Annotated in this window: 13 protein-coding genes; 6 read left to right on the top strand and 7 right to left on the bottom strand. The window is 74.4% G+C overall.

Features of this window, described 5'->3' with window-relative positions; translation table 11 throughout:
* Positions 1–2: 2 nt before the first annotated feature.
* The 3 genes from KSNIM_RS36690 to KSNIM_RS36680 all read right to left on the bottom strand — a co-directional run bounded on the left by KSNIM_RS36690 (position 3) and on the right by KSNIM_RS36680 (position 2,919).
* Positions 3–725, bottom strand: coding sequence for a helix-turn-helix transcriptional regulator (locus tag KSNIM_RS36690; protein ID WP_263107510.1), 723 nt, complete (start codon positions 723–725; stop codon positions 3–5).
* 71 nt (positions 726–796) lie between these two features.
* Entirely contained in the window at positions 797–1,390 is a 594-nt protein-coding gene (locus tag KSNIM_RS36685) for a TetR/AcrR family transcriptional regulator (protein WP_263107509.1), read from the bottom strand.
* Positions 1,387–2,919, bottom strand: a complete 1,533-nt coding sequence (locus KSNIM_RS36680; RefSeq protein WP_263107508.1) for an MFS transporter — start codon at positions 2,917–2,919, stop codon at positions 1,387–1,389. Before KSNIM_RS36680 ends, KSNIM_RS36685 begins: the two co-directional genes overlap by 4 nt.
* A gap of 359 nt (positions 2,920–3,278) precedes the next feature.
* Here KSNIM_RS36680 and KSNIM_RS36675 point away from each other — a divergent pair, with 359 nt between their 5' ends.
* Complete coding sequence (locus tag KSNIM_RS36675) at positions 3,279–3,659, top strand: hypothetical protein (RefSeq protein WP_263107507.1); 381 nt, start codon at positions 3,279–3,281, stop codon at positions 3,657–3,659.
* A 259-nt stretch (positions 3,660–3,918) separates the two neighbouring features.
* Here KSNIM_RS36675 and KSNIM_RS36670 read toward each other — a convergent pair whose 3' ends face one another.
* The gene (locus tag KSNIM_RS36670) at positions 3,919–4,560 is read right to left on the bottom strand and encodes a DedA family protein (protein WP_263107506.1); all 642 of its coding nucleotides are present in this window, start codon (positions 4,558–4,560) and stop codon (positions 3,919–3,921) included.
* Between the two features lie 551 nt (positions 4,561–5,111).
* Here KSNIM_RS36670 and KSNIM_RS36665 point away from each other — a divergent pair.
* Together KSNIM_RS36665 and KSNIM_RS36660 are read left to right on the top strand one after the other, a co-directional pair.
* Complete coding sequence (locus KSNIM_RS36665) at positions 5,112–5,249, top strand: hypothetical protein (RefSeq protein ID WP_263107505.1); 138 nt, start codon at positions 5,112–5,114, stop codon at positions 5,247–5,249.
* 1,125 nt (positions 5,250–6,374) lie between these two features.
* On the top strand, positions 6,375–7,034 hold the full coding sequence (locus tag KSNIM_RS36660) for an HU family DNA-binding protein (protein WP_263107504.1): 660 nt from the start codon (positions 6,375–6,377) through the stop codon (positions 7,032–7,034).
* Positions 7,035–8,227: 1,193 nt separating this feature from the next.
* Here the strand turns inward: KSNIM_RS36660 and KSNIM_RS36655 are convergent.
* The gene (locus tag KSNIM_RS36655) at positions 8,228–8,458 is read right to left on the bottom strand and encodes a hypothetical protein (RefSeq protein ID WP_263107503.1); all 231 of its coding nucleotides are present in this window, start codon (positions 8,456–8,458) and stop codon (positions 8,228–8,230) included.
* 90 nt (positions 8,459–8,548) lie between these two features.
* On the opposite strand from KSNIM_RS36655, the gene KSNIM_RS36650 reads away from it, so the two are divergent.
* Entirely contained in the window at positions 8,549–9,145 is a 597-nt protein-coding gene (locus KSNIM_RS36650; RefSeq protein ID WP_263107502.1) for a hypothetical protein, read from the top strand.
* Here KSNIM_RS36650 and KSNIM_RS36645 read toward each other — a convergent pair.
* Entirely contained in the window at positions 9,126–9,863 is a 738-nt protein-coding gene (locus tag KSNIM_RS36645; protein WP_263107501.1) for a TetR/AcrR family transcriptional regulator, read from the bottom strand. The genes KSNIM_RS36650 and KSNIM_RS36645 overlap by 20 nt on opposite strands.
* 112 nt (positions 9,864–9,975) lie before the next feature.
* Between KSNIM_RS36645 and KSNIM_RS36640 the strand changes: the two genes are divergently transcribed.
* Positions 9,976–11,064 carry an alpha/beta hydrolase gene (locus tag KSNIM_RS36640; RefSeq protein WP_263107500.1) on the top strand — a complete coding sequence of 363 codons (1,089 nt, stop codon included), beginning with the start codon at positions 9,976–9,978 and terminating at the stop codon, positions 11,062–11,064.
* Between the two features lie 28 nt (positions 11,065–11,092).
* Here KSNIM_RS36640 and KSNIM_RS36635 read toward each other — a convergent pair whose 3' ends face one another.
* Positions 11,093–11,896: a class I SAM-dependent methyltransferase gene (locus KSNIM_RS36635; protein WP_263107499.1), complete on the bottom strand. Its 804-nt coding sequence runs from the start codon at positions 11,894–11,896 to the stop codon at positions 11,093–11,095.
* A gap of 213 nt (positions 11,897–12,109) precedes the next feature.
* Between KSNIM_RS36635 and KSNIM_RS36630 the strand changes: the two genes are divergently transcribed.
* Positions 12,110–12,457, top strand: a complete 348-nt coding sequence (locus KSNIM_RS36630) for a hypothetical protein (RefSeq protein ID WP_263107498.1) — start codon at positions 12,110–12,112, stop codon at positions 12,455–12,457.
* The last annotated feature ends 153 nt before the right edge of the window (positions 12,458–12,610 follow it).

Genomic DNA, 12,610 nt, shown 5'->3' with positions numbered 1-12,610 from the left:
TGTCAATCATCGTTATTTTTAGAATCCTCGACCACCACGCAGCACTCCCCCGGCCGGGCGTCCATACGGGCGCGGACGCGACCGCCCGCACCGAGCAGGCCCTCCAACAGCGCGAGGTTCATCCCGCACACCAGTGGCGGGTAGCGCTCCGCGAGGGCGTGGAAGGGGCAGTTGCGCATCCGGACGACGCGCGCGGCGGTCCCGCCACCCCCTCCGTTCTCGCCACCCCCTCCGACCTCGCCGCCCTCGCCACCCTCGTCGCACTCCAGGTGGGGTTCGTAGCCGCGGGCCGCCAGCACGTCCATCGCCTCGTCCAGGCCGGCGCAGGGCGCCGCCGGGCCACGCAGCGCCTCGCCCCGACGGCGGGCCGCCTCGCACAGTCCGGCGTCCAGCCCGGCCTGCTCGGCCGCCTCGGCGAGCAGTTCGGCGGCGGTGCGGTAGTCGCGGGCGGGCAGCGACACCGAACGCTCGGCCCGCGAGCGCGTGTAGACCTTGGCGGGTCGGCCCGCTCCCGGCCCCGAACGTCCCGTCAGGCGGCGGCTGCCGGTCTCCAGCAGCCCGGCCTCCGCCAGCTTGTCGAGGTGGTGCGCGGCGAGCGTGCGCGCCACCCCCGCCGCCTCGGCGGCCTCGTTGCGGCCGACCTCGCGTCCCTGCGCCGCCACGTACTCGTACAGCCGCCGCCGCACCGGGTCCTGCAGCACGGCGATCGCGTCGATGTCCTCCATCCGGCCATTCTAGGAACAACGCAGGTAGGAGATAGAAGGCCGCAGCCCCGGCGCCACGGACGGTCGCGGCCTCAGGAGGGAGTTCCGGTGTCCGGGGCCCGGCCGGCGGCGGCGGCGAGGAGGTCGTGCAGGAGGGTGCGGACCTCGGCCGGGTCCGCGGCGGCCAGGTGGGGCATCCCGGCGCTGCTGCGGGCGAGGAGGACGCCGGTGAAGGCCGCGACGGCCAGTTCGGCGCGCAACTGCGGGCGGTCGACGCCCTCGCGTTCGAGGCGTTCCCGCAGCGGGTCGACCAGTCGGCGGTGCAGGTGGGCGCGGACGGCGTCCTGGACGGCCGAGTCGTCGGAGGGCAGGACGACGGTCTGCAAGCCCGGCCCGGGTCCGCGCTGTTCGAAGCGGTCCAGCAGTCCGGCGAGGCGCTCCTCGTCGAGGAGGTCGGCCGGTGTGGCGTCGCCGTGCTCGGCCTGGACAGTGGCCAGGTACAGCTGGGTCTTGCCCCCGAAGTAGCGGGCGATCAGTGCCGGGTCGACGCCGGCCCGTTCGCCGATCTCACGGATGGTGGTGCGGTCGAAGCCGCGCTCGGCGAAGAGTTCGACGGCCGCCCGCAGCAGCAGCTCCCGGCTGCGGGCCGCATCCCGCCGCCGCTCCCCGCCGGTCCCGTCGCTCACGCGGGTGCTCCCTCCTCCCGGACGCCGTCGCCCTCGCCGCCCGTGGCGCGGACACCCGTCCGCGGCCGTTCTCCGGTGAACGCCGCGCCGGCGGCGTCCGGGCCCGCGGGCCGGCCGGACGGGCCCGCCGCCACCGCGGAACCCCGCCGTGGCAGCACGATGGTAGCCGCACCGACCACCGCCCACACCGCGCAGCCGATCAGCGCGGCGGCCCCGTAGGCGTCCCCCGTCGGCAGGGTGTGGCCGGCGGGCGTGTGAGCCTGCAGCACCGCTCCGCTCAGCGCACTGCCCGTGGAGTAGCCGACGTAGCGGAGCACCTGGTTGAAACTGATCGCGCTGCCGGTCTCGTGGGCGGGCACCGCGCCGACGATCAGCCCGGGCATGACGGCGAAGGTCAGGCCGACGCCCAGACCGGCGAGGCCCATCACGATGAACAGCTCCCACAGGCGGTCGCGGCCGAACAGGAAGGCGAGCGTCGCGACCAGCGAGACCGCACAGCCGGTCGGCAGGATCGCCGCGGTGCCGGTGCGGCGGGCGAGGTGCGGTGCGATCCGGCTGGTCATGATGCTGGCCACGGAGAACGGCAGCAGCGCCAGACCGGCCACCGTGACCGAGGCACCGAATCCGTAACCCGCAGCGGGGGGCGTCTGCACGAACCTGGTCACCAGTGACATCAGCAGGTACATCCCGACGCCGGCGACCAGCCCGGCCACGTCGGCGGTGAGCACCACGCGGTTGCGCAGCGAGCGGAGGTCGATCAGCGGGTGCGCGGTGCGCAGTTCGTGCCGAGCCCACCACAGGAGCAGGAGCACCGAGCCGGTCGCGAGCAGGACCAGCCCGGGGGACGTCCAGCCCCAGGCCTCGCCCTCGCTGAGGGTGAGCAGCAGTCCGCCGAGGCCGAGGCCGAGCAGGCAGGCGCCGAGCAGGTCCAGCGGCCGCGCGGGTCGGTGCGCGGTCGGCGGCAGGACGAGGATGCCGGCCGTGAGTGCCGCGGCACTGATGGCAGCGCCGAACCAGAAGGCGGCGTGCACGCCGAGGGACTGGGCGATCAGTCCGGTGAGCGGGTAGCCGAGGCCGACGCCCGCAACCGTGGTGAGGGAGAGGATGGAAAGGGCGGAGCGCGACCGCTCGCCGGGCACGCTGTTGCGGGCGGTCGCGATGGCGAGCGGGGTGAGGCCGAGTCCGACGCCTTGCAGAGCCCGGCCGGTCACCAGGGCGCCGAAGCCCAGCGGAAGGGCGGCGAGGACGCTGCCGGCGAGGACGGTCGCGGCGGCGGCCAGCATGACGGTGCGGCGGTGCGGGCCGTCGCCGAGCCGCCCCATGACGGGGGTGGCCACCGCGCCGACCAGCATCGTGACGGTCAGCGACCACTGGGCGTCCGAGAGGGAGACGTGGTCGACGGCCGCGATCGTCGGGATCATCGGCGCCCCGAGACTGCTGATCACGGCCACCACCGTGCCGAGGAACACCAGCACCGGCACCAGGGCCCGCTGCCGTCCCGACGCGTCCGTCACCGCGCTCGCCCGCATGGCCGGTCCACCTCTCGGCTCGTTCGTCATCATGCGATGTCTTCACATGATGACATGCGCTCCCGGCGTCACGGGAGAGTGGACCGGACGGTCCTCGGCACGGCGGAACACCGTTGGCCGGGAGCCGCTGCCCGGGGCCCGCCGGAGGGTGCCGCGTCCACCGCGGGCACGGGTGGACGCGGGGCATCGCGTGGCCGAGGAGAAGATCGTCGAACGGCTCGTCAGGGCCGCGACCTCGAGGTCGTCCGCGAACCCGACCCGGAACCGACGTCCTTCGCCATCTGGCCCTCCGCCCACGCCGACCGGCTGCGCGGCACCCGGACCTCACCCCGGGCGGCCGGCTGCACAGGATGCCGCGCATGCACGAGCTTGCGCGGTTCCGTTCCCTGGTCCGGTCCCTGTCCTGGGTCGAGATCGAGTTCGCACGTCCCGACGTCCGCAACGAGCACGTCGAGGGTCTCGTGCAGCTCTACTGGACGCTGGAGGACTGGCCGCAGCGGGTCGCCCTGGTGCAGCTGGTGCAGGACCGGCGGACCCACCCGGCTCTCGAGCCGGTCATGCTCGACGTGCTGCGCGCCCGATCACCCAGGACACGGAGAAACGTGGAGCTCACCAAGGCGGCCGCCCTGCGCCTGACCGACTCGCGCTACGACCCGTTCATGACGTTCTACGAGGACCGGACGGCCCTGCCCGCGGCAGTCCGCGAGGTGCTCGCGGCCCGCGGGTCGAGCGAGGAGTAGCAGCGACGCGCCACGCGGTCGGGAACGCCACCCGGGTCCGGCCGGCCGGCCCGTGCCGCCGTGGAACCGCTCCGGAGTGACCCCCGCGGAGTCCCTCGGCCGGCACGGCCACCACCACTGGACGAGAGCGAGCGGCGCGGCCCCCAACTCCGCTGTCGTCGCGGCCTCTTGGCGACCCGGGCGACGGCCGCTCCGGGACGCCATCGGCGCGGGCGCCAGCCCCGGGACCGGTCCGGGCGCACACCGCGGACCACCGAGGTCAGGGCCTCTCGTCGCGGCCGCCACGGCTCGGCGTACCGGACTCGCTCCTGCGGCGACGCAGGTGCCAGACGGTCAGGGCCACCACCACGACGACGGCGAGCGCGATGGCGAGGGCCCGGCCGACGAGGCCCTCGACCCGGGTGTACGCGGCCCCGGCGAAGTAGCCGAGGAGGGTGAACCCGACGCCCCAGGCCATGCCGCCGAGGGCGTTGAAGAGGAGGAAACGGCGGTAGGGCATGTGGGAGATGCCGGCCAGGGCGGGCATCATCGCGCGGAAGAACGCGATGAACCGGCCGAGGAAGACGGCGGCCGGGCCGCGCCGGCGGATCAGGTCCTGGGCCTTGGCGATGCGCGCCCCGTGGCGCCGCATGGGGCGGGTGCCGAGGATCGCCGGGCCCGCCCGGTGGCCGACCTCATAACCGACGGAGTCGCCCAGGATCGCCGCGCCGACCACGACCAGGATCATCAGGCCGAGGGAGACCTTGCCCTGGTGGGCGAGGACACCGCCGAGGACGGCGGCCGTCTCTCCGGGGATCACGAAGCCGAAGAACAGCGCGTCCTCGGCGAAGACCAGGGCACCGACGACCGCGTACACGACCGGGCCGGACAGGCCGGCGAGCCAGTCGGTGATCGAGTGCATCAGCCACCTCGTCCGATCGGCGCCCTTTTCCTCCCCAATGTAACGGTTGCCACTTTCGGCAATGTGACGACGCATCCCCGTGCACGGCGGGCGATCTCCTCCCGCGGTGCCGGTCCCGGCCGGAACGCGGAGCGAGGGCCGAGCCGCGTGGCGGGAGCTGCGGCCGCTGTACGCGGCCGGGTTCACCGTCCTGGCCGGCAGTCGGCGCACTGCGCGCGCTCCACGACGGGGCCGAGGTCCTCCTCAGCCGGCGTTCGCCACACTGGCCGACCGGATCGGCCCGCGGCCGGTACCGCTCGGCAGGCTGGCCGCGTTCGCCGCCGCCTCGGCGTGGTTCGCGCCGTCCGACAGCACGGGCTGCTGTGGCCGGCGCGGCTCGGGCAGGTCGTTGCCGCCTCCCCGGCCTCCCCGGCCGCGCCGACGCCGGCTGCGCGCCTCAACCCGCGCTCCGGGAACGGGTGCGCCCTCGGCGGCCACGGCCTCTGGAAGGGCACCGGCCACACCGCGGGCCGCTGCTCGGCGGCGCACTGGTGTGACCGGGCGGACTGCCGTTGCTGTTCGCGGTGACCGCCCTCCTCGCCGGGGCGGTCGGCGTCCTGGCCGCCGTCGCGGTCCCGGTGGTGGCGCCGCTCCCGCGCGCCGGCCGGACCGTCCTCGATCCCGCCGCCGGCTCGCCGACGCCTCCTTGATGCAGCCGCCGCCGGCCCCGGACCGGTCGCCACCGGTTCGGCGGCATCCCTGTCGACGCTCTGCTCCACCGGCCGTCCAGCCCCGCGCGGGCCGGGCGTTGGACGAGAAGAGGACCGGTACGGCGGCACCTGCCGCTCACCGCGGCCGGCCCGGCGGTGGCTGTGCTTCCCGGCCTCGCCGGTCTGCCGCCCGCGGCCGTGCCCGACCGGGCCGCCACGGATCTCGTCACCCCCCGCCCGCCCTCGCTCCACTCCCGGCCGCGGCGCCCGGCGAGCGGCCCGTGCGGACCATGGGCGCCGCCGAACCCGGCCGCGAACTCGGCGACGCCGGAGGCCCGCTGATCGCGGCATCGGCAGCCGCCGCGACCACGCCCCGCGGTGGTTTGGCAGCGCCGGCCCGCCTGGTCGCGCTCGCCGTACCGGCCGTCGCGCGGCGCCCAGCGGATGCGTCGGCCCAGGTCCGTGGGCCGAGCAGGGGCCTCTGACCTGCGAGGCGGAGACGGGCGCCGCCTCCGACCTCCCTGTGGAACTCCTGGCCGGCCGCGGGCTACTGGCGGCCTCCGCGACCGGTGGGCCCGAGCACCCTCTCGTGCGGGGCCGTGCGGCTGTCGGACGCCGGGCAGCCGGTCCACCCGGCCGTGCACATCGCCCGGCATCCGGGCCGGGGTCCGCGCACCGCGGCACCCGCCACGGTGTGGACGCCCGCGCGGCGCGGGCGGCGGGATGCGTGTCAGGCGGGCCGCCGAGGAGCGGCCGCCCCACGCGCCCGGCCCGCGACACCCCCTCGCCCGGTCCGCCGCGTCCGGCAGTTGGGATCCGGTGGAGCAGCTGCCGCCTGCCCGTGCCCCGGCTCGGCAGCCGGTCGACCCGGGCGTCGGCCCCCACCCGGGCGTGCGGCCGGGACCGGCGGAGACCGGTGCGGAACCGGCCGATCGAAGGTCCCCACCAGCCCTGTTGACGCAGGTGACGCGGCCGCGAGGGCACGGATCGCCGTCCCAGGGCCCGGATTCCGACGGCACGATGTGCCCGCGACACCCCCGCTGGGCGGGCGGGAGGCCTGAATGGCCTCTATGTTGAGGATGAAACAGGACAAACCATCCCCGATGTGGTTGTGGAGATGTCGTCATGAACAAGGGACAACTCGTCGAAGCGGTGGCCGGGCAGCTCGGCAGCCGCACCGCCGCAGAGGACGCCGTGGACGCGGTCCTCGACGCCATGGTCCGTGCCGTGGTGGCCGGGGAGCGCGTGCAGGTCACCGGCTTCGGCACGCTGGAGAAGGTGGAGCGCGCCGGCCGCTACGCCCGCAACCCTCAGACCGGCGAGCGCGTGCGGGTCAAGAAGACCAACGTGCCGCGCTTCCGCCCCGGCCAGGGCTTCAAGGACCTGGTCTCCGGCGCGAAGAAGCTGCCCAAGTCCGGTCCGGCCACGGCCAAGGCCCCCAAGGGCTCGCTCACCGCGGGCAAGTCCGCCGCTGCCGCACCCGCCCGCAAGCGGGCTACCGCGAAGCGCACCGCAGCCGCTGCCGCCACCGCGCCGGCCGCGGCCAAGAAGACCACCGCACGGAAGACCACCACCGCCAAGACGGCCACCACGGCCAAGAAGACCACCGCCGCGGTGAAGAAGACCGCGACGCCCGCCAAGAAGACGACGACACGGAAGACCACGGCGACGGCGAAGAAGTCGACGGCGCCCGCGAAGAAGACCGCCACGGCGCAGAAGACCGCGCCGCGCACCGCCAAGAAGGCGACACCGGCCAAGCGGACCACCCGCCGCACCACCGCGTGAGCAGGACGGGCCGGCCCCCGGTAATCGGCGCCGGGGCCGGCCCGTTCCCGTGCGCCGTCGGCACCGAGCGGCACCCTCGACGGCCGATCCGCACCGCGGCCACAGATCGCCGGCGGTCCGCCGTCGCGCCGGAACGGGGCGGGCGGACGGTACGCCGAGCCCGGGGTCGGTGGCCGAGCCGGACGTTCCACACCTTCAGGTCGGCGTCCAGCTCGCCGTAGCCGCCCTGGTCGCAGTGGGCCGCGGTGACGGTCAGCACGCCGATCGGCGCACTCTCGTTGACCCCGCAGACCCGGTCGCCCTCGGCCACGTCGACCTGCCGGCGCGCCGGCGTCTGCAGGAGCTCCCGACCCCGCTCCGCCGTGGGCTCTCCCGCCTCCCTCCCAGGGTGCGACCTGGCCCTTGATCATCATCCCGCTGCTTCCGCTGCGCCGTGGGCTCGGATAGTTGACGACACCCGTTCCCTTGCGGGGCGGCAACGCCGACAGGTCGTTGGCCTCCATGCCGATGAGGAACTTCCCCGACCAGCGCACCGCGGCCCCTGTGCCGGCGCCCGCCGGCGCCGGGGAGGCGACCGTCGCGGCACCGCCCGTGGCTACGGCCGAGCCCTGCCCGGCCACCGTGACGGTCACCTGCGGCGCCGGCTCGGGCGCAGCGGACGACCCGAACCGCCGCCCGTGAACGCTGCGATCGCGCTGGCCACACCCGCCGCCGCGCTGACCACCGCGGCGACCACGCCCCAGGTCTTCGCGGATGGGCGGTGCGGCGCCACCGGGTGACCGACCGTCGGAGGTCCGGTCGGCGGAGTCTGCGGCGGCGGGTCCCTGCATCGAACACCCCATCAAGTCCCCTGATCGGTACGGGAATCGCCGCGTCTGAGCGGCGGTGATCTGCCGGAACGACAGCCGAACCGGCCGCCGGTCCGCTCGTCCCGCAGGCCCGGTGCCCCACCCCGTTCGCGGCACGGGGGGCGCGGCCGCGAACGGGATGCCGTCACGCAGCGAGCCCGTACTCTCCCGATGCGTCGGCGCACAGCCGCGAGCAGCGCCCGAGTCGCGGAGTCGGGCCCCCGGGTGACGGGCCTCGCCGTCGCTGATCACGCCGGGAGGACGCCACCGACGCCACTCGGGCGCCCGGCAGGCCGGACCGGCCACACCGGTGTCGTCTCCGCGTCGGCGCAGCACGTTGTGTCCTCACCGTCGACGATCCGCAGGCAGCTTTCGCATCCAGTCGGGTTCGCCGAGGTCGGGTTCGACCGTGGTGACGGTGTTGTCCCGGACGACGAGCCGCCATGCGTCGCCCGGTTCCTCGCCCACCGCTTCGATGGTGCCGTTGAGGACGTGGTCGAAGGTGAAGTGCTCGAACCCGGGGTGGCCCTGGGCGGCTGCGCCGGGCTTGAGGAAGTGGTCGACGAGGTAGGTCATCCACTCCGTGGCGTCGTAGAACTTCTCCGTCCCGCCGTCGGCCGGCGCGAATCAGCCCTCTTCGACCTCGCGGCACCCGAGGACGGCGCCGTGCTCGAACTCCTCATGGCCCCGACGGGTGCGGCGACGCTGAGCGACGGACCGGCGGCGGTGCGGCCGCTGACCGAGGCGCGGGCTCTGTCCGATCCGACCTCGGCACGCACCATGCGTCCGGGGCTGCCGCAGTGGGTCGTCGACGTCCACCACCGGCGGCCGGAGGCGACCGACCGGCTGGCCCGGATGCTCGACGTCTACCGCCGGCTGGCGATCGCGCCGGCCCGGTCGTACGTGGAGCACGCCGTCCAAACCGCCTTCGACACCACGGCGGTCGGGCCCGGGGCCGTGCTGAGCGGTCTGCACCCGTCCATCGGCTGGGAGTTCCCCGTCCTGACCGTCCAGTGCCACCTCCCGCACGACGTGGACCTCCACCTCGGCGGGCGGGCCCTCCTGCTGGTGCCGGCGTTCTTCCTGCGCATCCCCACGGCACGCCTCGACAACCACGACGAGCAGGCGCCCGTCGAGGTCTACTTCCCGGTGCACCCCCGTCGCACCGTCCTCGCGGAGGACGAGACCCGCATCGAACCCGGCTCGGCCGCGTGGGCCGCGATCTGCAGCAGGCCGGCAGGATTCAGTGACCCCGGTCGATGAGGAGCTGGACGCCGTCGAGGATGCGGTCGAGGCCGAAACGGAGGGAGTCGGCGGCGTCCGGGTCGGCCGTCTCGGGGGCGAACGCGCCGGCTTCCAGGGCGGCCGTGAGGGCGGGGAAGCGCTCGGCGTGGCGGGCGAGGAGCTCGGCGGTGAGCAGGCCCCATTCACGGCTGTGCTCCTCGTCGAAGTCGACGAGCTGCTGGACGTGGGTGCGCACGAACCCGGCGACGAGGACGAAGACGCGGTGCTGCTGGGCGGCCGTCAGGCCGGTGGGGGCGAGCGCGGTGAGCGCCGCCTCCAGCCAGCCGAGCTGGTGGGGGCCCATGAGCTGGCGGCGCATGGCGGTGGCGGCGAGGAGCCAGGGGTGGGCCCGGTGGACCCGCTCGGAACAGCGGGCCCACTCGACCGTCTGCCGGCGCCACCCCGGCCCGGCGGTCGACAGGTCGGGGGCCTCGGCGAGGACGGACTCCACCATCAGTTCGACGAGTTCGGCCTTGCCGGGCACGTAGCGGTAGAGCGCCATGGCGGACACCCCGAACTCGGCGCCGACCTTGCTCATGGAGACGGCGTCCAGCCCCTCGGCGTCCGCGAGGGCGACCGCGGCCTCGGCGATCCGTCCAGGGGTGAGGCTCGGCTTGGGCCCGCGGGTGGGCCGGTCCTGCTCGCCCCACAGCAGTGCGACGCCCGCGCGCAGGTCACGCGCCTTCTCCTTGGCCATGCAGCCCTCCACAACGGTTCTGCGCGCCGGGCCGGTTGACACCCGGCGACAACTGTTTATACCTTAAAGCCGCAGCAACTGCTGATGACGTAAACAGTTTGGGGGATCCATCGTGCTCGTCACCGTCCTCACCGCCTCGGCCGCCGCACTCGCCGCTCCGGCCGCCGGCCTGCTCGGCCACCGCGCGCTCAGGCGCCGCGCCAACGCCGCACTCCTGCGCATCACCGGCGCCGCCGGGATCGACGAGGCCGGATTCGTCCGCGTCGGCGGCATCGACCAGTGGGTCTCGATCCGCGGCGACGACCTCGCCAACCCCGTGATCCTGGAGATCCACGGCGGGCCCGGCGCCTCCAACCTCGCGTTCCTCCCCCGCACCCGCAGCTGGGAGCGGCACTTCACCGTCGTGCGCTGGGACGTCCGCGGCGGCGGCAGGACCTTCGGCCGCGGCGGCCCGTCCGGACAGGGCGAGATGACGCTGGACCGGCTCCACCGCGACGCCCTGGAGGTCACCGAGTACGTCCGCGGCAGGCTCGGCGTCCCGAAGGTGCTGCTGGTCGCCAACTCCATCGGTACGGTCCTCGGCCTGCGCCTGGCCCGCAGCCACCCGGACCTGTACTCCGCGTACGTGGGGACCGACCAGAACATCCTGTCCGGCGGCCACGTCCACCCCGCGTACGAGGCCCTCATGGCCCGGCTGCGCGCGGCCGGCAAGCGCAGGGAGCTGGCCGAGGTCACCGCGACGGGCCCGGCGGCAGGCACCTGGACGACCCACCAGTGGTCGCGGTTCAACAAGTTCGTCGTCACCAGCGACCCGCTGACCTACGACACCATGAAGACCGTGGTCGTCCGCTCGCTCTGGTTCTCCCCGCTGCACACGCTGCGCGAGCTGCGGACCTACCTCAAGGGCATGACCTTCTCCGAGCAGCTCGGGCCGCAGGCCATGGCGGTCGACGAGTGGGCCGAGGGCACCGACTTCGCGATCCCGTTCTTCGTCTTCCAGGGCGAGGGCGACGTCCTCACCCCGCCCGCGCCGGCACGCGCGTTCTTCGACGCGGTCACCGCCCCGGTCAAGGACTTCGCCCTGATCCGGGGGGCCTCGCACTTCGCGTCGTTCCGCGAGCCCGAGCAGTTCCTTGAGCTCATGCTCACCAAGGTCCGCCCCGCCGTCACCGGCGGGCCGTCGGCACCCCGGACCTGCTGAAGCGGTGCCCGCGCGCCGGCCGTGGGCGCTACCGCGGCCGCTCCGCCGTGACGAGGTAGTAGTCGAGGATTCCCCGCTCGTAGGCCCGCAGGAAGTTCCGCGGCCAGGTCTCCGGAGCCCACCAGCGGCTCAGCCACAGGTCCCAGCCCGGCCAGACGTGACGTCCGATCGATTCGACGTGCACGCCGGCGAGACCGGCCCCGGTGAATGCGTCCGCGAGCCGCTGAACCGGGCGGGCGATGTCCAGACCGTTGGCGAAGGTGTCCAGCAGGCCGGCGAGTTCCTCGGACCGGCCGGGCGCGTCGTCGACGGTGAAGAAGCTGGCGACGGCCGCCCGGCCACCTGGCCGCAGGACCCTCGACACCTCCCCGGCGAAGGCATGGACGTCCGGGAAGTGCTGGGCGGCCTCCACGCTGATCACGGCGTCGAACCCGCCGCCCTCCAACGGCATGCGCTCGGCCGCGCCCCGGACGAACCGCAGCCGCTCCGGCTCCCGGCGCAGCAGGTCGGCATGGGTGTCGCGCGCCCGCTGCAGCTGCTCGGGGTGGATGTCCATGCCGGTGACGGTGGCGCGGCCGTACTCGCCCAGAACGAGGGCGCAGCCCACGCCGAGCCCGCAGCCGACTTCGAGGATCTCCGGCTCGTCCGGCGGGGCGGCGGCCCGGAGGACCTGTCGGTAGAGGTCCTGCTGGCTGCGGATCCGGTCGGACTCGTCCAGCGGCCGCGTGAGGTCGATCGCCTGCCAGTGGCCGAAGTTGATGAACCCTCCGGCGAACACGGGGTTCCGGCTCAGGTCCGCCGGGCCGTACGTGTCGCGCACCGCGGGATTCATCGCGGGTTCCGCCCGCCGGGTACCGTCTGCCACCGTGCCACCCCTGCCTGGAGAGTGATCGTCGTCGTGCGTGCGGCTCCTTGGCGGACGTCCGCCGTCAGTGTGCCGCACTCCCGCACAACGCCGCACGGGGTCGTCGGTGACGGGCGGTGCCCGAGGTTCACCCGCCTTCGGTGGGCCGGGCGCGTCCGGTCGGCTGGTAGGTTCACGATCATGAAGCTGAGGGGGGTCGTGTGTCTGGCGGTGGCCGCCGCCGTCGTGCTCGGCGGCCTGTGGGTGCGGGGCGGGGCCGCCGCGGGGTTCCTACCGGAAGCCAGTTGGGAGGCCTGGCGGTCGGTGGACGTGGAGCACTGGTCCGTCCATGTCCGGGTGAACGCCTGGGCGAACGCGGCCGAGGCCGACCTGCACTACGGCAAGGCGGAGGACCTGACGCTCAGGGCCTACGGCGCGACTGACACCCGTACCGCCGACGTGGAGCCCGTCCGGTTCACGCTCCGCCCGGACGGCACGATCACGGTTGCCCACGTCACCACGGACGACGGCGGCACCGGGAGTTCGTGAACGACCCCGGAGGCCGGGGCCGCTCCGCGTTCACCACGGCGGGGTGGCCGGCTCGCCGGGAATTCACCGGCACGTGGCGCGGGCCTGATGGGCGAACATGTCACCGTTGACAGGTGATGGTGCGGCTCGATGTAATTCCCGGGAGCGGATCAA

This window comes from Kitasatospora sp. DSM 101779, assembly GCF_025655475.1.
Classification (GTDB): Bacteria; Actinomycetota; Actinomycetes; order Streptomycetales; family Streptomycetaceae; genus Kitasatospora.
Note: the sequence above shows the minus strand (reverse complement) of the source record. Positions and strands in the feature narration are given on the sequence as shown.

Excerpts from the sequence above, each read along its gene's own strand:
- KSNIM_RS36690 (WP_263107510.1), bottom strand. The coding sequence starts at position 725 with ATGGAGGACATCGACGCGATCGCCGTGCTGCAGGACCCGGTGCGGCGG.
- KSNIM_RS36680 (WP_263107508.1), bottom strand. The coding sequence starts at position 2,919 with ATGCGGGCGAGCGCGGTGACGGACGCGTCGGGACGGCAGCGGGCCCTG.
- KSNIM_RS36675 (WP_263107507.1), top strand. The coding sequence starts at position 3,279 with ATGCACGAGCTTGCGCGGTTCCGTTCCCTGGTCCGGTCCCTGTCCTGG.
- KSNIM_RS36670 (WP_263107506.1), bottom strand. The coding sequence starts at position 4,560 with ATGCACTCGATCACCGACTGGCTCGCCGGCCTGTCCGGCCCGGTCGTG.
- KSNIM_RS36660 (WP_263107504.1), top strand. The coding sequence starts at position 6,375 with ATGAACAAGGGACAACTCGTCGAAGCGGTGGCCGGGCAGCTCGGCAGC.
- KSNIM_RS36655 (WP_263107503.1), bottom strand. The coding sequence starts at position 8,458 with ATGACCTACCTCGTCGACCACTTCCTCAAGCCCGGCGCAGCCGCCCAG.
- KSNIM_RS36645 (WP_263107501.1), bottom strand. The coding sequence starts at position 9,863 with ATGGCCAAGGAGAAGGCGCGTGACCTGCGCGCGGGCGTCGCACTGCTG.
- KSNIM_RS36635 (WP_263107499.1), bottom strand. The coding sequence starts at position 11,896 with ATGAATCCCGCGGTGCGCGACACGTACGGCCCGGCGGACCTGAGCCGG.
- KSNIM_RS36630 (WP_263107498.1), top strand. The coding sequence starts at position 12,110 with ATGAAGCTGAGGGGGGTCGTGTGTCTGGCGGTGGCCGCCGCCGTCGTG.